We start from the raw sequence: 19,473 nt of genomic DNA on the forward strand, positions 1-19,473 counted from the left end.
GGAGGTGTGAACAAGTCCCAGCCCGCCGCGGTCCAGACCGCGGTCGGAAACCGGCGGATACTCCTCGTCGAAGACGAACAGACCATCGCCGGAGTGGTCCGTGACTACCTTGTGCAGGCGGGCTTTCAGGTGGACCTGGCAGCGGACGGATTCACGGCCCTTCGGCTGGCCGCCGAGCGGCATCCCGACCTCGTCCTGCTGGACCGCATGCTGCCTGGCCTTGACGGTGTCGAAGTGTGCCGCAGGCTCCGCCAGACGATGACAGTGCCCGTCATCATGCTGACGGCACTGGGGACCGAGGACGACAGGATCCTGGGGCTGGAGGTCGGCGCGGACGACTACATCACCAAGCCCTTTTCGCCCCGCGAACTGGTACTCCGGGTCCGCTCCGTGCTGCGCCGCAGCCTCCAGGAATTCAGCCCCGAACCTGCGGTGGAGGTAGCCGGATTCGAGCTCAACCCGGCAGCCCGGACCGTGACCCACCACGGGGCTCCACTCTCCCTGACCATCCGGGAGTTCGATCTGCTGGCTTTCCTGCTGCGCCGCCCCAACCAGGTGTTCAGCCGCGAGGAACTGATCAAGGCCGTGTGGGGCTGGGACTTCGGTGACCTGTCCACGGTCACCGTCCACGTCCGCCGGCTGCGCGAAAAGATCGAAGCTGACCCCACCCGCCCGGCCCTCCTCAAGACGGTGTGGGGCGTGGGCTACAGGCTGGACACCCCGGACGGAGCCTCCGGTGCAAACCTCTGAGCTTTTCGCCATCGTGGCCTGGGCGCTGCTGTGGGCGGTCGTCATCGGGACCGCCTCGCTGCTCCTGCTCAAGCCCCTCCGCAGGACGTCCATCGCCGTGCAGATCTGCATGGTGGTGCTTTCCACGGTGGCTGTCCTGACCGCGGGCATGGTCAGCGCCTTTACCGCCATGTTCATCTCAGCCCGGGACCTCGAAGTTATGTGGTACGTCCTGGCCATCGCATCCGCCGTTGCACTGGCCATCTCCCTGGTCCTCGGGGCACGGGTCTCGCGCAACGCAAAGCTGCTCGCTGCTGCGGCACGGAGCATCGGGCGCGGTGAAAACCCGGGGCTTCCGGCACCGCTCATGAGCTCGGAGCTGTCCGAACTCGCGGACGAACTGGAACGCAGCAGCAGGATGCTGGCCGAATCCCGGGAGCGTGAGGCCGCCGTCGAGAGTGCCCGCAGGGAACTCGTCAGCTGGATATCGCACGACCTCCGGACGCCGCTGGCCAGCATGCGGGCTATGGCCGAAGCCCTCGAGGACGGCATGGCCGCAGACGTCAGCGGCTACTACCGCAAGATCATCAGCCAGACGGACCAGATGGCGGTCATGGTCAACGACCTCCTGGAACTCTCCAAAATCCAGGCTGGCACCCTGCGCCTCAAAGCCGAGCCGCTGGACCTCTACGACCTCGCCAGCGACGCCATCGCGGACCTCGCGCCGCTCGCAGGCCGCCGGCAGATCACGCTCGACGGCGGCGGCGCCCGTGAGTGCCTCGCCCTGGCGGACGGCCCCTCCCTGGGCCGCGCAGTCCGCAATGTGGTGCTGAACGCCATCCTCTACAGCAAGCCCGGCTCCGACGTGACCGTGGAAGTCGGCAGGGAAGGAACGGAGTCGGTGGTCTCCGTGACCGACGGCTGCGGCGGAATCGCTCCGGAAGACATCGGGCACCTCTTCGAAACCGGATGGCAAAAGAACCCTTCGCGCAGCCGCTCCGGCGGTGTCAGCCTCCACGCCCCGGACAAGGAGCGGGGCCCGGCGGCAGGACAGGGCTTTGAACGGGGCCCGGAAGCAGCACGGAAGCCGGAGACGGCAGGCTACAGTGGCGCCGGGATCGGGCTCAGCATGGTGGCCGGAATCATCCGGGCCCATGACGGCAGCGTGACGGTTGAGAATGTCGACGGCGGCTGCCGGTTCTCCCTCCGCCTCCCCTCCCAGGATCCGGCGAGCCCGCAGGATGCTCCGCACCGGAGCGCACGTACCGCCAAGGACGCACCCGTCGCGGAGGTGCACCGTGGGCTTTGATCTCCAAGGAAAGGCGTCCGTCGGGGCCGAGGCGGCCGTAGCGGGCTCCGCGACCGTTCCCGGCCGGTGGGCGGCCGCTGCAGGCGTCGTGGCTGTGGCCGCGGGGGTGGTGGTCGGCGAACTCGCCGCCAGCCTCGTGAGCCCGGCGCTTTCACCCATGACGGGCGTGGGCGGCGCCGTCATCGATGCTGTTCCGCCGGCCGTCAAAGACTGGGCGATCGCAGTGTTTGGCACCGCTGACAAGCTCGCGCTGCTCGTCGGCATGGGACTGGCCATCGCCGCACTTGCTGCGCTGGCGGGCCTCCTGGAATCGCGGCGCCGCTTCGCCGGGTTTGCGGTCATCGCAGTTTTTGGCGTGGTGGGCTTGGTTGCCGTCCTTGGCCGCGCCCAGGTCACCGGCAACGCCGTTGCGCTGCCACTGCTCGCCGCCGGCACCGGAATCCTGGTGCTGCGCTGGCTGATGTCGCGCCTTCGGGACTGGACGACGGCGGCAACTGCGGGGGAGCGGCCCGCGCCCGCCACGATGGGGGAGCGGCCCGCGCCCGCCACGATGGGGGAGCGGCCCGCGCCGGCCGCCGGACCAGGCGCGGGACCAGGCGCCGGACCCGACCGGCGCCGGTTCCTCCAGGCACTGGGCGGAGGCGCCGTCGCGGCGACTGTCGGCGGAGTGCTGGCTGCATGGCTGCGCGGAGCGGCCGCCGCCGTCAGCGAAGTCCGGAGCAAGCTTGCCCTGCCGTCCGCTGCTTCCCCGGCTCCGCCGGTACCGGCCGGGGCTGAACTGACGCTGGACGGCATGGATCCGCTGGTGACGCCCAACCAGGACTTCTACCGGATCGACACGGCCCTCACCGTTCCTGCGGTGGATCCGGACACCTGGGTTCTTAAGGTCACCGGCCTCGTGGAACGGGAAATTGAACTGGATTTCGCCACACTGCTTGCCAAACCCCTGACCGAACGCCACGTGACCATCGCCTGCGTCTCCAACGAGGTGGGCGGGGACCTCATCGGCAATGCTCTGTGGCTGGGCTGGCCGGTCCGGGAGCTGCTGGCCATGGCCGGGCCGAAGAACGGCGCCGACATGGTGCTGTCCCGCAGCAAGGACGGGTGGACCGCCGGCACGCCGCTGGAGGTCCTCACTGACGACCGGGATGCCCTGCTCGCCGTGGGCATGAACGGCGAGCCGCTGCCGCTGGAGCACGGCTTCCCGGTGCGGCTCGTTGTTCCCGGCCTGTACGGCTACGTTTCCGCCACCAAATGGCTCACTGAACTGAAAGTCACCCGGTTCGCGGACGACGTCGGCTACTGGACACCCCGCGGCTGGAGTGAGCGCGGGCCAATCAAGACGTCGTCACGCATCGACGTTCCGCGTGCCGGCAGCCCGGTGCGAGCCGGAACCGTGGCGTTCGGCGGCGTTGCCTGGGCCCAGCACACCGGAATCAGCAAAGTGGAACTCCGCGTCAACCGCGGCGCCTGGCAGCCGGTGGAGCTTGCTCCCGGCATATCGCGGGACACCTGGTACCAGTGGCGGCTGTCGCTGCCTCTGACACCGGGGCTGTACGAGATCCAGGTCCGGGCCACGAACCTTGACGGTGTGCCGCAGATCGAAGAGCGGTCACAGGTTGCTCCGGACGGCGCCACGGGATTCCACACGATTAGAGTTGACGTGACGCCGTAGCAGGCCGCAAGCCTGGTGGGCCGCAAAGCACACTGGACCGCAAGACGCCCAATTCGCAGTACGCCCGGACCGAGGTAAGGAACGCATGCACCGCACCGACAACAGCCATGTCTCCGGCGACAGCCACAGCCACGGCGGCCGGACTGGCAGCAGCACCGGCAGCTATCGCAGCGGTTCCGGCAACAGCCATCCGGCCCGCCCTGTGGACGCCCACCGCGCGGCCGTACGGGAGCTGCTGGCCGATCTCAATGGCCCGGGCCGCACCGAAGAGCTGCCGCTTCTGGAGGCGCTGGGACGCGGGCTCGCAGCGGACGTCTCCGCCCCCGTGGACCTGCCGCCGTTCGCAAATTCCCAAATGGACGGCTTTGCCGTCCGCAGCACGGACATTGCCGACGGCGGGACGGAACTCAGGGCCGTTGACCCCATCCCCGCCGGTGCCGTCGCGAGGCCCCTGGAACCGGGCACGGCTGCCCCGATCATGACCGGGGCCATGATTCCCCCCGGGGCTGACGCCGTCGTACCCATCGAGAGGGCGGTTCCCGACTCCTTCCCCCGTCCCGGCAGTCCTGCATCGGTCCGGCTGCCCGCAACGGCCCCCGGCACCTACGTCCGCGAGGCCGGCAGCGACGTGCGGACAGGGGAGCTGGCGCTCGCCAGCGGGACCTTCCTGGGTCCGGGCCAGCTGGGACTCCTGGCTGCGCTCGGAATCACCCGGGCCACGGTCCACAGGAGCCTGAAGGTGCTCCTGGCCACTACCGGGGACGAAGTGGTGGAGCCCGGGAGGCCGCTGGAACCCGGCAAAATCTACGACGCCAACGGCACGCTCCTGGAAGCCGCCATGCGCCAGGCCGGACTGGACGTCCTGCGGACGGCGATCTCAACCGACAACCCGGACGAGCTGACAGCCCTCCTTCGGCAGCACGCCCCGCGAGTCGACCTGATCGTCACCACCGGAGGTGTCAGCAAGGGCGCCTATGAAGTGGTGCGGCAGGCCACCGCGGAGCAGGACGTGGAATTCCTGCATGTTGCCATGCAGCCCGGCGGCCCGCAGGGCATCGGACGGTTCGACGGCGTGCCGTTCTTGGGTTTCCCGGGTAACCCGGTCAGCTGCCTGGTGTCCTTCGAGATGTTCCTCCGCCCCGTCCTGAGCGCGTTGCTGGGTGCACCGGCACCGCGCCCGGCCATCCGGGCCAGGCTGGCGGACCCGGTGGAATCACCCGCGGGGAAGCACCAGCTCCGGCGCGGCACCCTCCAACCGGACGGCACGGTCAGGCTGGAAGGCGGCGCAGGCTCGCACCTGGTTCATGCCCTGGCCGGTTCAAACGCCCTGATCCATGTCCCGGTCGGGACATCTGCGCTCGCCGCAGGCGCGGAAGTGGAAGTATGGACGCTGTGAACAATGAAGACAACGCTGCCGGCCTGACGCATCTGCGCCGGGACGGAACAGCGCAGATGGTTGATGTTTCCGGCAAGGCCGAGACCACCCGGGAGGCCACCGCCACCGCCACGGTCCGCACTACAGCCGAGGTGCTCGCCCTCCTGGGTGCGGGCGACCTGCCGAAGGGCGACGCCCTGGCGGTTGCCCGCGTTGCTGGGATCATGGCGGCGAAAAGAACGCCGGAGCTCATCCCGTTGTGCCATCCGTTGCCCATCTCCAAAGTCACCGTTGACTTCGAACTGGGCCGGGATGCCGTCGCGGTGCTGGCAACCGTCAAGACACGCGGCGTCACTGGCGTCGAAATGGAGGCGCTCACCGCAGCGTCGGTGGCCGCCCTCAGTGTGTACGACATGATCAAGGCAGTCGACAAGCATGCCGTGTTGACCGATATCAGGGTGCTGGCCAAAAGCGGCGGCAAGAGCGGGGACTGGACAGCATGAGCAGCTTTGGACAGCAGCAGGAACCGCACCGCCACGGAGAAGCCACCGGCCGGAAGGCCGGCGTCGTGATTGCCTCCAACCGGGCAGCGGCGGGCATCTACCGGGACGAAACCGGCCCGGTGATCATCGACTGGCTGACCGAGCACGGTTTCGAAACGTTCCCGGCCATGGTGGTGCCCGACGGCGAACCCGTGGGAGCCGCGCTGCGTGCCCTGCTGACACAGCAGCCCGCCGTGATCATCACCAGCGGCGGAACCGGGCTGAGCCCCGACGACCTCACCCCCGAGATGACGGTTCCGCTGCTGGACCGTGAAATCCCGGGGATCATGGAGGGAATCAGACAGGCCGGACTCGCCAAAACGCCCATGGCCATGCTGAGCCGCGGCCACGCAGGCGCAGCCGGGCGGACGTTCATTGTCAATCTTCCCGGATCACCCAAAGGCGTCATGGACGGCCTGAGCGTGCTGGATCCGGTGATCGGCCACCTATGCGACCAGTTGGAGGGAGATCATGGCCACTGAAAAGGACACCCAAACCGGGACCGCTGCGGGGGCGGAATCCGGATTCGAGATTGTGAATGCCGTGCTGAGCGCGGAACCCATCTCCGTGGCGCAGGCGATTGCCGCGGTGGAATCGGACACGGCGGGCGCCGTGGTCAGCTTCAGCGGTGTCGTTCGGAACCACGACGGCGGGAAGCAGGTTGAGCGCCTCAGTTACAGTGCACATCCCACCGCCCACCAGGTGATGGCCGACGTCGTGGCGCAGCTGGTGTCCGAACACGCCGGCGACGCTGGCGGTGCCGGTGTTGATGCCCCTGTCGGTGCCGCCTCCAGCAGCGAGCCAGTGCGCATCTGGGCCGCGCACCGGGTGGGCATGCTGGAAATCGGCGACCCCGCCCTGGTGTGCGCGGTCTCCGCGTCGCACCGGGGCCAGGCCTTCGAAGTGTGCTCGGAGCTTGTCGACCGGATCAAGGCGCAGGTGCCCATCTGGAAGGAACAGTTCTTCAGCGACGGTACCGTCGAATGGGTCGGGGCCGGAGCCTGAAAAGCCGGCGGTAACCTGCCGGCCCGGTTCATCCGGGTAGGCGGCCCGACGGTAGGGTTAAGTCCATGACCGAACAACTTGCCGTCGCCGTCCTGGGCGCGAACGGGCGCATGGGCGCCGAGGCCGTGAAAGCCGTTGAAGCGGCCACCGACATGAAGCTCGTAGCAGCCCTCGGACGGAGTGATTCCCTGGACGGGCTGGTCAACGCCGGCGCCCAGGTGGTGGTGGACCTGACCGTCCCCGAAAGCACCGAAGCAAACGTCCGCTTCGCCGTCGAACACGGCATGCACGCCGTCGTCGGCACCACCGGCTGGGACGCCGCCCGGCTCAACGACCTTGAGGAACTGCTGGGCCGGAATGCCGGCGTAGGCGTCCTCATCGCGCCCAACTTCGCGCTGGGCTCCGTGCTCGCGACCGCTTTTGCCGCCAAGGCCGCCAAGTACTTCGAGTCCGTTGAAGTCATCGAGCTGCACCACCCGGACAAGGTGGACGCACCATCGGGCACCGCGGTCCGCACGGCGCAGCTTATCGCGGCCGAACGTGCCGACGCCGGCATCGGCGCCAGCCCGGACGCCACCACCACCGAACTTGCCGGCGCCCGTGGCTGTGATGTCGACGGCATCCGCGTCCACAGCGTGCGGCTCCGCGGCCTCGTGGCCCACCAGGAAGTCCTGCTCGGCGGACCAGGGGAGCAGCTGACGCTGCGCCACGACTCCTTCGACCGGGCGTCCTTCATGCCGGGCGTGCTGCTGGGAGTCCGGAATGTCGCCGGCTACCCCGGGCTGACCGTGGGCCTGGACGGCTACCTGGACCTCGGAGTCTGACGGCCGTGGGCAATGTCCTCGCCGGCCTGAAGAAGAACCGCACCAAAATCTGGGTGGGCGCGGTGACGCTCCTGCTGGTTTTCTATTTGGTGGTGTCCTTCCAGCGCTCCGTGCTGCTCCTCACGGACGCCAACCCCGTGGCCAAGGCCATTGGTGCCGCGTATCTGATCCTGCCCATCATCGGAGCCTGGGCGCTGGTCCGCGAACTTCTGTTCGGTGCCCGGACAGAACAGATGGCCAAGGTCCTCGAAGCCGAAGGCGGCCTGCCCGTCGACAACTTGCAGCGCACACCCGCAGGAAGGATCGTGCGGGAGTCGGCCGACGCCGAGTTTGAGAAGTACCGGACGGAAGCCGAGGAAGCGCCGGACGACTGGCGGTCATGGTTCCGGCTCAGCTGCGCCTACGACGCCGCGGGCGACCGCAAACGCGCCAGGGCATCCATGCGTGACGCCCTGAAGCTGTTCCGCGAGGGCCGCGGCACGGCCTAGCGCACACCCGCCCGCTGGTACCTGCCGACCTCGCTGGCGGCGTGGGCCACCCACTCCAGCGGCCCCCGCCAGTTAAGCGCCGCAAATGACCCGCCGATGAGCACCGCGGTCAGGGCCTGGGCGGCATACAGGCCTTCCTCGGTCCAGCCGGCCGGGAGCGGCTGCAGGTACATCGCAGCCACCAGGCACACATGCGCCGTGTACAGGCTAAGGGTCATGGCGCCGGCACCACGCAGCGGCAGCAGCAAGTCCAGGCTGAGCCATTCACCCAGCCGGCCTAGAAGCAGGCAGGCGCCCACCACTGCGGCGGCCACCGCCGACGTGTGGAGCAGGTCCAGCGTCGTACCCGAATGCGGTGCACTGCCCGCCAGCCACCACCACGAGCCCGATTGCTCTACGCCGGCAAGGTTCACCTGCAGCAGGCTGTCCAGCGGATAGCGTGGGTCAGCCAGCTGCGCCTGCAGTGCCTCCTTGCCGCCCCATTCGCTCATCATGAGCACGCCCAGCCATTTGGACAGCACAGCCACCACAGTGCCTCCGGCCAGCAGCAGGACCTGCACGGCAAGCTTGGTGAGCGCCAGCCGGCCGATCACCAGCCCGATCAGCAGGTAACTGAGCCACTGCAGGACGGGGTAGTAGCCGGTCAGGAAAATGTCCCCGAGCAGGCGTCCGGGCGTGGCGAGGTCGTCCCAGTTGGGGTTGTGGCGCAGCTGCAGCGGCGGGGAAGCGGCCAGGAGCCACGGCCGCAGCAGGTAGGCGAGCACCGGCGAACCAATCACCCAGCCTGCGGCCAGGGCGCAGAGCGGCCTGATGCTGAGGCCGATGAACGGCAGGACGCACAGGAACAGCACGGCGTAGTGGACCAGGATCACTGCAACGTTGACTTCCAGCCCGCCGAGGAAGAGCCCGACGACGGCGATCACCAGGGCGCGGAGGGCAATCCCGCGGCGTGCGCCGCGCAGTTCCTGGCCTTCCGGGGGACGCTGCTTCCCGGTGGACAGGGCGAGCCCGATCCCGGCCAGTACGGCGAACAAGGCCGCCGCCCGCCCCGAGAACGTGAGGCCGATCCACGTGGGCGTCAGTTGCGCGTCGGCTTCGAACGTGGGGAGCAGGTGCGTGGCCATCATGCCAAGCAGCGCCAGCCCGCGGGCCGCGTCGATTCCGGTGAGTCGTGTCGTCTTGGTGGTGTCTTTGGCGGTCCGCGAGGGTGAAGCAGTGCCACGGGAGGTCATGAGCCGATCGTCTCATATCCGGGCAGCACCCCTTGTATTCGAATATATGTTCGAATACTATCGCTTCATGAACAATGCACCAGAACGCCGCACACCAGAGCACGGCCTGCCGGGGCGCGGCATGCCGGAACGCGGTGTGCCGGAGCGCGGGACGCCAGCGGGTCTGCTCAAGGCGATGAGTCCTGGGGTGGTGGACTACCTTTTCCGCCAGCTGGTGGCCGGCCGCCCGGCCGAGGACATTCAGTGGGGCAACGAAGGTGTGGCACTCTCGGCCCAGCCGCCCGGCGCAGAGCTGGCGCGGCGGCTCTCCGAGTGCGACCTTGAGGCCCTCACGCCCATGGAGCTCTTCCACTACGTCCGGGCAGCCCAGCGGCTCGCCTCGTGGGCGGAGTCGCTCCGGGAGGAGGCCGTCAGCCGCTACTGTGGGACGCCCCCGCCAGGAACCGTGTCAAACCCCTGAATAGTGACGACTGAAGGGCCGAATTTGACGATCATCACGCCGCCGCCATTGTCCTAACAAGGCGGGGACAGGGTAACGTTTTTCCTATGGCTGACACTTCCGCGAATATCCCTGCTTTTGGCACCCTCCTGACCGCCATGGTCACGCCGTTCACTGTCGACGGCAAAGTGGACTACCAGCAGGCGGCGGAACTGGCCGTGAAGCTTGTCGACGACGGCTGCGACGGCCTGGTCGTCACCGGAACCACCGGCGAAACCTCCACCCTCACCGACGAGGAGAACGTGGGGATGTTCCGTGCGGTGAAGGAAGCTGTTGGCGGCCGTGCCGCGATCATCGCCGGCACCGGCACCAACGACACCGCGCACTCCGTGCATCTTTCCCGGCTGGCAGCCGACGTAGGCGTCGACGGCCTCCTGATCGTCACGCCGTACTACAACAAGCCCAGCCAGGCCGGCGTGCGCGCGCACTTTGAGGCCGTCGCATCCTCCACCGATGTGCCCGTGATGCTCTACGACATCCCCGGCCGCTCTTCGATCCAGATTGCTCCGGACACCATGATCCGTCTGGCAGAGCACCCGAACATCGTCGCGGTCAAGGACGCCAAGGCCGATTTCGCTGCCGCCACCCGCGTCATGGCGGAGACCGACCTTCTCTTTTACTCCGGCGACGACGGCCTGACCCTGCAGTGGATGGCGCTGGGCGCCGTCGGACTCGTGGGCGTCACCACCCACGTTGCCACCCGCCGGTTCCGCGAGCTAATCGACGCCGTCAACGCGAACGACTTCGGCACCGCCCGGAAGATCAATTTTGAACTCGAACCTGTTGTCCGGGCCACGATGACCCGCGTGCAGGGGGCCGTTGCGGCCAAGCAGATTCTTAAATGGCAGGGAGTCCTGCCCAACTCGGTTGTCCGTTTGCCCCTCGTGGAGCCGGACGAAGCCGAGATCGTAACCATCCGCGAGGATTTGGCGGAAGCAGGAATGGTCTTTTCCTGATCGGTAAAGACCCCCACTGTTCCGCCCGGAAAGTAGTGCATTATGACCCAAACCGCCCTTCCTGGCCTTGTCACGCCACCGAAACTGCCCCAGGGCACCCTGCGGATCGTGCCGCTCGGCGGCCTCGGGGAGATCGGCCGCAACATGGCCGTCTTCGAAATCGACGGCAAGCTGCTCATCGTCGACTGCGGTGTCCTCTTCCCTGAGGAGACCCAGCCCGGCGTCGACCTCATCCTGCCCGATTTCTCCTACATCGAGAACCGGCTTGATGACATTGTGGCCGTCGTCCTGACCCACGGCCACGAGGACCACATCGGTGCCGTGCCGTACCTGCTGCGCCTGCGCGCCGACATTCCCCTGGTCGGATCCCAGCTCACGCTTGCCCTCATCGAGGCCAAGCTGCAGGAACACCGGATCAAGCCTTACACGCTCACAGTGACCGAGGGCCAGGTGGAGCACTTCGGTCCCTTCGAAACCGAGTTCGTCGCCGTCAACCACTCGATTCCCGATGCTCTGGCCGTGTTCATCCGCACAGCCGGCGGCACCGTGCTGCACACTGGCGACTTCAAGATGGACCAGCTTCCGCTGGACGGCCGCATCACGGACCTCCGCCACTTCGCCAAGCTGGGCGAAGAAGGCGTTGACCTGTTCATGTCCGACTCCACCAACGCGGACGTCCCCGGCTTCACCACCGCCGAGAAGGAAATCGGCCCCACCCTGGACCGGCTCTTCGGGCAGGCCAGCAAGCGGATCATCGTCGCTTCCTTCTCCTCGCACGTCCACCGCGTCCAGCAGGTCCTGGACGCCGCGGCCAACCACAACCGCAAGGTTGCCTTCGTAGGCCGCTCCATGGTCCGCAACATGGCCATCGCGGCAAAGCTTGGCTACCTTGACGTGCCGGACGGCATCCTGGTGGACATCAAGAACATCGACAACCTGCCGGACAACCGCGTAGTGCTGATGTCCACGGGTTCGCAGGGCGAGCCGATGGCTGCTTTGTCGCGGATGGCCAACGGGGACCACCGCGTCGTCGTCGGCAAGGGCGACACCGTCATCCTGGCCTCCAGCCTGATCCCGGGCAACGAGAACGCGGTTTTCCGCATCATCAACGGCCTGCTGAAGCTCGGTGCCGACGTCATCCACAAGGGCAACGCCAAGGTCCACGTGTCCGGGCACGCCGCGGCCGGGGAACTGCTGTACTGCTACAACATCCTCGAACCGCTGAACGCCATGCCGGTGCACGGCGAGACGCGGCACCTGATCGCCAACGGCAAGATCGCCCTCGAATCGGGCGTGCCTGATGAGAGCATCCTCCTGGCTGACAACGGCACCGTGATCGACCTCCGCGACCACCAGGCCGACGTCGTGGGCCAGGTCGAGGTGGGCTTTGTCTACGTCGACGGCTCCAGCGTCGGCGAAGTCACGGAGGCCGACCTGAAGGACCGCCAGACGCTCGGTGATGAAGGGTTCATCTCCATCATCACGGTCATCCACCGCGCCACCGGCAAGGTGGTCTCCGGGCCGGAAATCCACGCCCGCGGCGTGGCTGAAGACGATGCGGTCTTCGACGAAATCATTCCCAAGATCAACGCCGCGCTGGAGGAGGCCGTGCTCAACCACGCGGACCACACCACGCACCAGCTCCAGCAGGTTGTCCGCCGCGTTGTCGGTACATGGGTCAACCGCAAGCTGCGCCGCAAGCCCATGATTATCCCGGTGGTCCTCGAGGCCTAAGCATCCGGACTTGCGCCACCTGGGCCTTCCCCGCAGAAACGTTGCCGCCACGGCAGCCGCCTGCGGGGGAGGCCCGGCCGTTTAAGCCGTTTTCACCGCGGGGAAGGATGTTTGGTTTCCCGGCGTTCTCCGCAACATGCGGCCCGGACTGCCCCGGAAATCCGCGGTTTTTGCGCTTAGTTCGGGTACCGTGGCGGGTATGGCGACACGTACCTCCTCCGCGCCTAGAGGCAACTCAAGCGGTAAATCAGGCAGCTCTGTGGGCAGGGGCTCCGGCTCCGCTGCGTCCAAATCCAGCCGGACCGGAGGAACGTCGGGCACGGCGCGCACACGTCAGATGGCCGCCGTCGAACCCCGCCAGCCGTGGCTCGTGCGGGTGGCCGCCGGGGCGTGGCTGGGGATCGGCCACGTCGTCGGCGGGGGCGTGCGCAGGATCGGGTACGACGTCAGCGACCTCGCGCCGGAGGACCGCCGGGACGGGGCTGCCCTCTTCAACCTCGCACTAGGCGTGTTCGTTGCCACCTTCGCCTGGTGGGGCTTTACGGGGTGGTTCCCCGACACTGTCTTCGCGATCGTCAACGGGACCTTCGGCTGGATGTCCCTGCTGCTGCCGCTGATGCTCTTCGTCTGCGCCTTCCGGCTGTTCCGCCAGCCGTCGGACGGGCGGGGCAACAACAGGATCGGCATCGGCTTCATGATCATGACGTTTGCCGGCTGCGGCCTGGCACATGTCATTGGCGGCCAGCCCACTGTAGTGGACGGATTCGACGGCCTGCGCCGGGCCGGTGGAATGCTCGGATTCCTGGCCGCCTCACCGCTTGCCGCCCTGCACACCGCAGTGCCGGTGGCCGTCTACGGACTTCTTGCCTTCACGTCCCTCCTGATCATCACGGCCACCCCGTTTGGCGCCATTCCGCGCCGGATCAAGGACGCCTATGAGCACCTCATGGGCATCGACCTGCAGGAACCCGGCGACGCCCACGACCGCAGCTACCTCTACGAGAACTCCGCCCCGGCAGCGCCGAAAAAGAAGAGGCGCGGCCGGCTGTTCGGCAAGGACCCGGACACCGATCCCCGCCTCGAGGGCTACGTTGGCGACGAAGCGTTCGAACATGCCGTCATCGACGACGACGAGGCCACCGACAGCGCCAACGGCACCAATGCAGGCGGCAAGGGGGCCCGCCCGGCGCCCGGCGTCCGGCGGCCCACCCAGGCCGAGATCGCCGTCGAAAAGATCAAGGCAGCCCAGGGCCTTGGATCCAAGGATTCTAACGGCGAGAACGCCACCGAGGCGATCCCGCTCGTCACCCCGGGCATGGTCGCCGCCGGTTCGCTGAACGCTGTGGCCCCAGCAGCTGCAGGGGCGGCCGCCGCGGCCGCGCAGGTGCCTTCACGCCCCGTTGCCCCGCCGCCACTGCCCACGCCCATCCCGCAGCGCACGGAGCAGCTATCGCTCGCCGGAGACGTCACCTACACCCTGCCGTCCTCGGACGTACTGGCACCCGGCTCAATCCCCAAGGAGCGCACCGAGGCCAACGACGCAATTGTGGCCTCCCTCACGGACACGCTGAACCAGTTCAACGTCGACGCGCAGGTCACCGGCTTCAGCCGGGGGCCTACAGTCACGCGCTACGAAATCGAACTGTCCGCGGGCACCAAGGTGGAACGTGTCACCGCGCTCTCCAAGAACATCTCCTACGCCGTCGCCTCGAGCGACGTCCGCATCCTGAGCCCGATTCCCGGCAAGTCCGCAATCGGCATCGAGATCCCCAACACGGACCGCGAGACGGTCTCCCTCGGCGATGTGCTCCGTAGCCAGAACGCCCGCCGGACCGACCACCCCATGGTTATGGGTGTGGGCAAGGACGTCGAGGGCGGCTACGTGGTGGCCAACCTGGCAAAGATGCCCCACCTGCTCGTGGCCGGTGCCACCGGTGCCGGTAAGTCCTCGTTCGTGAACTCCATGATCACGTCCATCCTGATGCGTGCCACCCCGGACGAGGTCCGCATGGTCATGGTGGACCCCAAGCGCGTGGAGCTCACGGCATACGAAGGTGTGCCGCACCTGATCACACCCATCATCACCAACCCCAAGAAGGCAGCCGAGGCCCTTCAGTGGGTGGTCCGGGAAATGGATGCCCGCTACGACGACCTCGCAAACTACGGGTTCAAGCACATCGATGACTTCAACAAGGCTGTCCGGGCCGGCAAGGTCCACCCGCCGGTCGACTCCAAGCGCGTCATCCGCCCCTACCCGTACCTGCTGGTGATCGTGGACGAGCTCGCCGACCTCATGATGGTCGCCCCGCGCGACGTCGAAGATTCCATCGTCAGGATCACCCAGCTGGCGCGTGCAGCCGGTATCCACCTGGTGCTCGCCACCCAGCGGCCCTCGGTGGACGTCGTCACCGGCCTGATCAAGGCCAACGTGCCGTCCCGCATGGCCTTCGCCACCTCCTCTGTCACCGACTCCCGCGTGGTCCTGGACCAGCCCGGCGCGGAGAAGCTCATCGGCCAGGGCGACGCGCTCTTCCTGCCCATGGGCGCTTCCAAGGCCATGCGTGTGCAGGGGGCCTGGGTCACGGAGTCGGAAATCCACAAGGTCGTGGAGCACGTCAAGGGCCAGCTCAAGGCCGTGTACCGCGACGACGTGGCCCCCGAGGCGCAGAAGAAGCAGATCGACGACGACATCGGGGACGACCTCGAAGTCCTCCTGCAGGCCACCGAGCTCGTCGTCACCACCCAGTTCGGGTCAACATCCATGCTGCAGCGCAAGCTGCGCGTCGGCTTCGCCAAGGCAGGCCGGCTCATGGACCTCCTCGAATCCAGGGGAGTGGTGGGGCCCTCGGAGGGTTCCAAGGCCCGCGACGTGCTGGTTAAGCCCGATGACCTGGCGGCGGTCCTCGCAGCCATGAAGGGCCAGGACGCCCCGGCTGCGCCGGATTCCCAGACCGCGGCACTGAGCGACAACGCCAATTCGAACATCGCCCAGGGTGGCTACGCCGAGGACCTCGTGGCGGCGGACCTGGACAACCGCACCCAGAAAGTCGAATACTACGACGGCGCCGACGGCAACTCCGGTGACGACGAAGACGGCTCCGAGGACGCCTGGTCCCTCACCGGACGGTAGCCTAGGAGAGTGACTAGCACTGAAGCCAACAGCTCAGGCTCCGCCTCCGGGATCTGGAACCTTCCGAACATCCTGACGATGCTGCGGATTGCCCTGGTGCCGTTCTTCGTCTGGTTCCTCGTCGCGGACGCCCCGGGGCTCGAAAGCCAGGACGGCGCCTGGCGCTGGGCCGCTGCCCTGACGTTCGCCGTCGCGATCTACACCGACAAGCTCGACGGCGACATCGCCCGCAGCCGGGGACTCATCACCAACTTCGGCAAGATCGCCGATCCCATCGCGGACAAACTGCTGACGGGCTCTGCCCTGGTGATGCTCTCCCTCCTGAGCGAGCTGCCCTGGTGGATCACCATCCTGATCCTGGTCCGCGAGTGGGGAATCACGGCTCTCCGGTTCTTCGTCATCCGCTATGGCGTCATGCCGGCGTCGCGCGGCGGCAAACTGAAGACCGTTGTGCAGACCGTTGCGATCATGCTGTATGTGATTCCGCTCGCATCGCTGGCGCCCTGGCTGGGTGTGGTCGCCTTCCTGGTGATGCTCGCCGCCGTCGCCATCACCGTCTGGACCGGAGTCCAGTATGTTGTTGAAGCACTCAAGCTGCGGGCGAGCGGACGGCGTGCCGCCAGCCAGCGCATCCAAGGAGAAATGCCGTGAGCAATCTGCACCGCATCGCCGAACAGGCAGTTACCGGCGCCATCGCGCGGGGACTGACAGTCGCCACCGCCGAATCTCTGACAGCGGGCATGGTGACGGCGGTGCTCGCTGACACGCCAGGCGCCTCGGGCATGCTCCAGGGCGGCGTGGTGTCCTACCAGAACTCGGTCAAGGCCGACGTCCTGGGCGTGCCCCAGGAGCTGCTTGACGCCGTCGGATCCGTCGAGGGAGCCGTTGCGGAAGCGATGGCGGCGGGAGCCCGAAAGGCCTGCGGGGCTGACATCGGGGTGTCGACAACCGGCGTCGCGGGTCCGGAACCTCACGGCGGGAAAGCCGTGGGAACAGTCTTCGTCGGCATCGCCTCTTCGGCGGGCACGACGTCGTTCGGTTACGTTTTCGAGGGGAACCGCGCCGACATCCGCGGCCAGGCATGCGCGGCCGCTTTGGAGCGGCTGCTTGAGGCACTATCTTCCGAGGCTTACCCGGCGTAAAGTTGCCGGGAACAAAATTTGATTCCTAATAGTTGTTACATTGTGTCGCTTCCGAATCATGGAGGCGCCTAGGATGAGTAAATAATTATTGGTTCGCCTGATGAGGGCGGACCTGACGTACGAGGGAGCAAGGCGATACAGATGGTAAAGCAGCCCGTATCCGTGAACGGCGTTGTCCGCTGGAAGGATGTGGGCCTCGCCGATCAGGCAAAGAGCGAACAGAAGGAGCGCAAGATGGTAGTACTTCGTCACGAAATCGGTGATGTTCTGCGCGACGTTCGCCAGCGCCAGGGCCGAACCCTCCGCGAAGTTTCACACAGTGCCCGGGTTTCCCTGGGTTACCTCAGTGAAGTGGAGCGCGGCCAGAAGGAAGCCTCTTCGGAGCTGCTGTCTTCGATCTGCTCGGCCCTGGACGTCCCGCTGTCCAGCATGCTCCGCGAAGTCAGCGACCGCGTTGCTGTCGCCGAGGGCGTTGCTGTTCCGGACACCGTCCCGCAGGAATTCTCGCAGCGTTATGGCCGCGACCTTGACCGCGAACTCAACACTGAACTGTCCGACGAACTGGCCAAGGGGCTGCTCTCGGGCGCCCGTTAACCCACGTCGTTCAGAGTCAGCCACACCAGACTCACGCGAAGGGCCTCCGGCTAAGCCGGAGGCCCTTCGGCGTTACGTGCTGGGGTTAAGCCCGGGCCGGTTTGCTTCGTCTTTCGGGAAGCCGTCGCGCTCATACGTCGCGTTGAGCTTCGCCATGTAGGCGGCAAGGGTCTGCAGTTCTTCCACCGGCCATTCGCCCAGCCGCTCCCGGAAGACCTCCCGCCGGGCGTCCTGGACCTGGTGCATCTTCTCCTCGCCCTTCGGGGTCAACCGGATGGTCTGGGCGCGGCCGTCGAGGGGATCCGCTTCCTTGGACACCAGGCCGATGCTCTCAAGGAATGCGATCTGCCGGCTGACTGACGGCTTGCCGACGCCGATGCATGACGCCAGCTCCGTGAGTCTGATGGGACCCTCCCGGCGGATGACCGTCAGGAGGCCATAGGCTGCCGGTTCCATGTCCGGGTGCACTTCCCGCGACAGCTGCTGAGACAGGGCGCGGCCACGGCGCCAGAACAGGCTGATCTGGTGTTCCACGGTGCGCAGGGCCGCGTCGACGCTGTTTTCGGTGGTCCCTGAAGCATCGGGTTCCACGGCTGGGTTGCTCATGGCAACCATTCTATTGGCCCAAGGCGTGGCCTAAGGCGTGAGAGACTTTATCGGTGAGAATCAGCGACTTTTGGCGGCTAATGGACGATGAGTTCGGGGCAGGCTACTCCCGTGTCCTCAGCAGCTCACTGGTGCTGGCGGGTGTCGGTGGCCGGACCGCGGACCAGGCGCTGGCAGCCGGCGTTCCCCCGCGGCAGGTCTGGCTCGCGATGTGCGACGTGCAGGACGTCCCGGCGGACCGGCGCCTCGGCAGGGACGTCAAGCCCTCCCGGAACTGATCCATGGCGCCCTGGAACCGGATGGCTCTGCCCTGACACGCCGGGTGATTGTTCGAATATCTGTTCGGATACGGCTATGCTTTTTTCAGAGCGTTTTCCACATACGCAATGTCATCCGGCAAGAATGTCGGTGGGTGCCGTTAGTGTCGGTGATGACAGATAAGGGCCGCTCAGGCCACTCCACAGCGAGAAAACTAGAGGTGTGAACCATGGCGGCAGCCCCGGATCGTCAGAAGGCGCTCGATGCAGCGCTTGCCCAGATCGACAAGCAGTTCGGCAAAGGCTCCGTCATGCGGCTGGGCGACGAAGTACGTGCTCCCATCGAAGTAATCCCCACCGGCTCCATTGCCTTGGACGTTGCGCTGGGAATTGGTGGCCTGCCGCGCGGCCGCGTCGTGGAAATCTACGGCCCGGAATCATCGGGCAAGACCACCGTGGCGCTGCATGCGGTCGCGAATGCCCAGCGCCTGGGCGGCATCGCTGCATTCATCGACGCAGAGCACGCCCTGGACCCGGAATACGCTGCCAAGCTGGGTGTCGATACCGACGCGCTGCTGGTGTCCCAGCCGGACACCGGTGAGCAGGCCTTGGAAATCATGGACATGCTGATCGGCTCGGGGTCCCTCGATGTCATCGTCATCGACTCCGTGGCAGCCCTTGTGCCCCGCGCGGAAATCGAAGGCGACATGGGCGACAGCCACGTCGGCCTGCAGGCCCGGCTGATGAGCCAAGCGCTCCGTAAGATCACCGGACGATTGAGCCAGACCAAGACCACTGCCATCTTCATCAACCAGCTGCGTGAGAAGATCGGCGTCTTCTTTGGCTCGCCCGAGACCACCACCGGTGGTAAGGCGCTGAAGTTCTACGCCTCCATCCGCATCGACGTTCGCCGCATCCAGACGCTGAAGGAAGGCGCTGATTCGGTGGGCAACCGCACCAAGGCGAAAATCGTCAAGAACAAGATGGCTCCGCCCTTCAAAATCGCCGAATTCGACATCATCTACGGCCAGGGCATCTCACGCGAGGGCGGCATCATCGACATGGGCGTGGAGCACGGCCTGATCAAGAAGTCCGGTTCCTGGTTCACTTACGACGGTGACCAGCTCGGCCAAGGCATGGAGAACTCGCGGCGCTTCCTGCGTGACAACCCGGAGCTGGCCGCGGAGCTGGAGCGCCTCATCAAGGAGAAGCTCGGCGTCGGCGTCAAGCCCGCCGAGGCTGAGAAGGAAGCGTCTCCGAAGCTCAAGGCCGTTGACGGTTTCTAGGGGCCACGGGCGGAGCGGGCCAGGATTCCGATCCCGGAAACCTGGCCCGGCTGCATTTGGCGATGCCGGCCAGGACGTGGTCTTACCCGC

20 protein-coding genes are annotated in these 19,473 nt (G+C 66.7%); 18 read left to right on the forward strand and 2 right to left on the reverse strand.

What is annotated here, in order from left to right; genetic code table 11:
• Nucleotides 1-6: 6 nt before the first annotated feature.
• From J2S97_RS12540 to J2S97_RS12580, 9 genes are all read left to right on the forward strand, one after another.
• Nucleotides 7-750, forward strand: a complete 744-nt coding sequence (locus tag J2S97_RS12540; RefSeq protein WP_307049849.1) for a response regulator transcription factor — start codon at nt 7-9, stop codon at nt 748-750.
• A complete protein-coding gene (locus J2S97_RS12545) occupies nt 737-2,038 on the forward strand; it encodes a sensor histidine kinase (protein ID WP_307049852.1) in 1,302 nt (433 codons plus the stop codon). Before J2S97_RS12540 ends, J2S97_RS12545 begins: the two co-directional genes overlap by 14 nt.
• Before the next feature lie 157 nt (nt 2,039-2,195).
• Entirely contained in the window at nt 2,196-3,713 is a 1,518-nt protein-coding gene (locus J2S97_RS12550) for a molybdopterin-dependent oxidoreductase (RefSeq protein ID WP_307050015.1), read from the forward strand.
• Between the two features lie 85 nt (nt 3,714-3,798).
• Nucleotides 3,799-5,109 (forward strand): molybdopterin molybdotransferase MoeA, encoded by a 1,311-nt coding sequence (locus tag J2S97_RS12555; protein WP_307049854.1) that lies wholly within the window; start codon nt 3,799-3,801, stop codon nt 5,107-5,109.
• On the forward strand, nt 5,097-5,591 hold the full coding sequence (gene moaC, locus J2S97_RS12560) for a cyclic pyranopterin monophosphate synthase MoaC (RefSeq protein ID WP_307049856.1): 495 nt from the start codon (nt 5,097-5,099) through the stop codon (nt 5,589-5,591). The genes J2S97_RS12555 and moaC overlap by 13 nt, the downstream gene beginning before the upstream one ends.
• Nucleotides 5,588-6,112 (forward strand): MogA/MoaB family molybdenum cofactor biosynthesis protein, encoded by a 525-nt coding sequence (locus J2S97_RS12565; protein ID WP_307049858.1) that lies wholly within the window; start codon nt 5,588-5,590, stop codon nt 6,110-6,112. The genes moaC and J2S97_RS12565 overlap by 4 nt, the downstream gene beginning before the upstream one ends.
• Complete coding sequence (locus J2S97_RS12570) at nt 6,102-6,635, forward strand: molybdenum cofactor biosynthesis protein MoaE (RefSeq protein WP_307049860.1); 534 nt, start codon at nt 6,102-6,104, stop codon at nt 6,633-6,635. Before J2S97_RS12565 ends, J2S97_RS12570 begins: the two co-directional genes overlap by 11 nt.
• Before the next feature lie 65 nt (nt 6,636-6,700).
• A complete protein-coding gene (gene dapB, locus J2S97_RS12575; protein ID WP_307049862.1) occupies nt 6,701-7,459 on the forward strand; it encodes a 4-hydroxy-tetrahydrodipicolinate reductase in 759 nt (252 codons plus the stop codon).
• Nucleotides 7,460-7,464: 5 nt separating this feature from the next.
• Nucleotides 7,465-7,947, forward strand: coding sequence for a hypothetical protein (locus tag J2S97_RS12580; protein WP_307049864.1), 483 nt, complete (start codon nt 7,465-7,467; stop codon nt 7,945-7,947).
• Here J2S97_RS12580 and J2S97_RS12585 read toward each other — a convergent pair.
• Entirely contained in the window at nt 7,944-9,179 is a 1,236-nt protein-coding gene (locus J2S97_RS12585) for a heparan-alpha-glucosaminide N-acetyltransferase domain-containing protein (RefSeq protein ID WP_307049866.1), read from the reverse strand. The two genes, J2S97_RS12580 and J2S97_RS12585, sit on opposite strands and share 4 nt — an antisense overlap.
• Before the next feature lie 67 nt (nt 9,180-9,246).
• Here J2S97_RS12585 and J2S97_RS12590 point away from each other — a divergent pair, with 67 nt between their 5' ends.
• The 7 genes from J2S97_RS12590 to J2S97_RS12620 all read left to right on the forward strand — a co-directional run bounded on the left by J2S97_RS12590 (nt 9,247) and on the right by J2S97_RS12620 (nt 17,234).
• Complete coding sequence (locus tag J2S97_RS12590; protein WP_307049868.1) at nt 9,247-9,639, forward strand: hypothetical protein; 393 nt, start codon at nt 9,247-9,249, stop codon at nt 9,637-9,639.
• A gap of 86 nt (nt 9,640-9,725) precedes the next feature.
• Nucleotides 9,726-10,634 carry a 4-hydroxy-tetrahydrodipicolinate synthase gene (gene dapA / locus J2S97_RS12595; protein ID WP_307049870.1) on the forward strand — a complete coding sequence of 303 codons (909 nt, stop codon included), beginning with the start codon at nt 9,726-9,728 and terminating at the stop codon, nt 10,632-10,634.
• 42 nt (nt 10,635-10,676) lie between these two features.
• Nucleotides 10,677-12,368, forward strand: coding sequence for a ribonuclease J (locus J2S97_RS12600; RefSeq protein ID WP_307049872.1), 1,692 nt, complete (start codon nt 10,677-10,679; stop codon nt 12,366-12,368).
• Between the two features lie 199 nt (nt 12,369-12,567).
• A complete protein-coding gene (locus J2S97_RS12605; protein ID WP_307049874.1) occupies nt 12,568-15,498 on the forward strand; it encodes an FtsK/SpoIIIE family DNA translocase in 2,931 nt (976 codons plus the stop codon).
• A 9-nt stretch (nt 15,499-15,507) separates the two neighbouring features.
• On the forward strand, nt 15,508-16,149 hold the full coding sequence (gene pgsA, locus J2S97_RS12610; RefSeq protein WP_307049876.1) for a CDP-diacylglycerol--glycerol-3-phosphate 3-phosphatidyltransferase: 642 nt from the start codon (nt 15,508-15,510) through the stop codon (nt 16,147-16,149).
• Complete coding sequence (locus tag J2S97_RS12615) at nt 16,146-16,640, forward strand: CinA family protein (protein ID WP_307049878.1); 495 nt, start codon at nt 16,146-16,148, stop codon at nt 16,638-16,640. The genes pgsA and J2S97_RS12615 overlap by 4 nt, the downstream gene beginning before the upstream one ends.
• 141 nt (nt 16,641-16,781) lie before the next feature.
• Nucleotides 16,782-17,234: a helix-turn-helix domain-containing protein gene (locus tag J2S97_RS12620; protein WP_078026444.1), complete on the forward strand. Its 453-nt coding sequence runs from the start codon at nt 16,782-16,784 to the stop codon at nt 17,232-17,234.
• 72 nt (nt 17,235-17,306) lie between these two features.
• Here J2S97_RS12620 and J2S97_RS12625 read toward each other — a convergent pair whose 3' ends face one another.
• Nucleotides 17,307-17,840 carry a MarR family winged helix-turn-helix transcriptional regulator gene (locus J2S97_RS12625; RefSeq protein WP_307049881.1) on the reverse strand — a complete coding sequence of 178 codons (534 nt, stop codon included), beginning with the start codon at nt 17,838-17,840 and terminating at the stop codon, nt 17,307-17,309.
• Between the two features lie 53 nt (nt 17,841-17,893).
• Here J2S97_RS12625 and J2S97_RS12630 point away from each other — a divergent pair, with 53 nt between their 5' ends.
• Together J2S97_RS12630 and recA are read left to right on the forward strand one after the other, a co-directional pair.
• Complete coding sequence (locus J2S97_RS12630) at nt 17,894-18,118, forward strand: DUF3046 domain-containing protein (protein WP_307049883.1); 225 nt, start codon at nt 17,894-17,896, stop codon at nt 18,116-18,118.
• Between the two features lie 209 nt (nt 18,119-18,327).
• Nucleotides 18,328-19,383, forward strand: a complete 1,056-nt coding sequence (gene recA / locus J2S97_RS12635) for a recombinase RecA (RefSeq protein WP_055798340.1) — start codon at nt 18,328-18,330, stop codon at nt 19,381-19,383.
• The last annotated feature ends 90 nt before the right edge of the window (nt 19,384-19,473 follow it).

Origin of the sequence: Arthrobacter oryzae, assembly GCF_030812315.1 — a bacterium.
Classification (GTDB): domain Bacteria; phylum Actinomycetota; class Actinomycetes; order Actinomycetales; family Micrococcaceae; genus Arthrobacter; species Arthrobacter oryzae_B.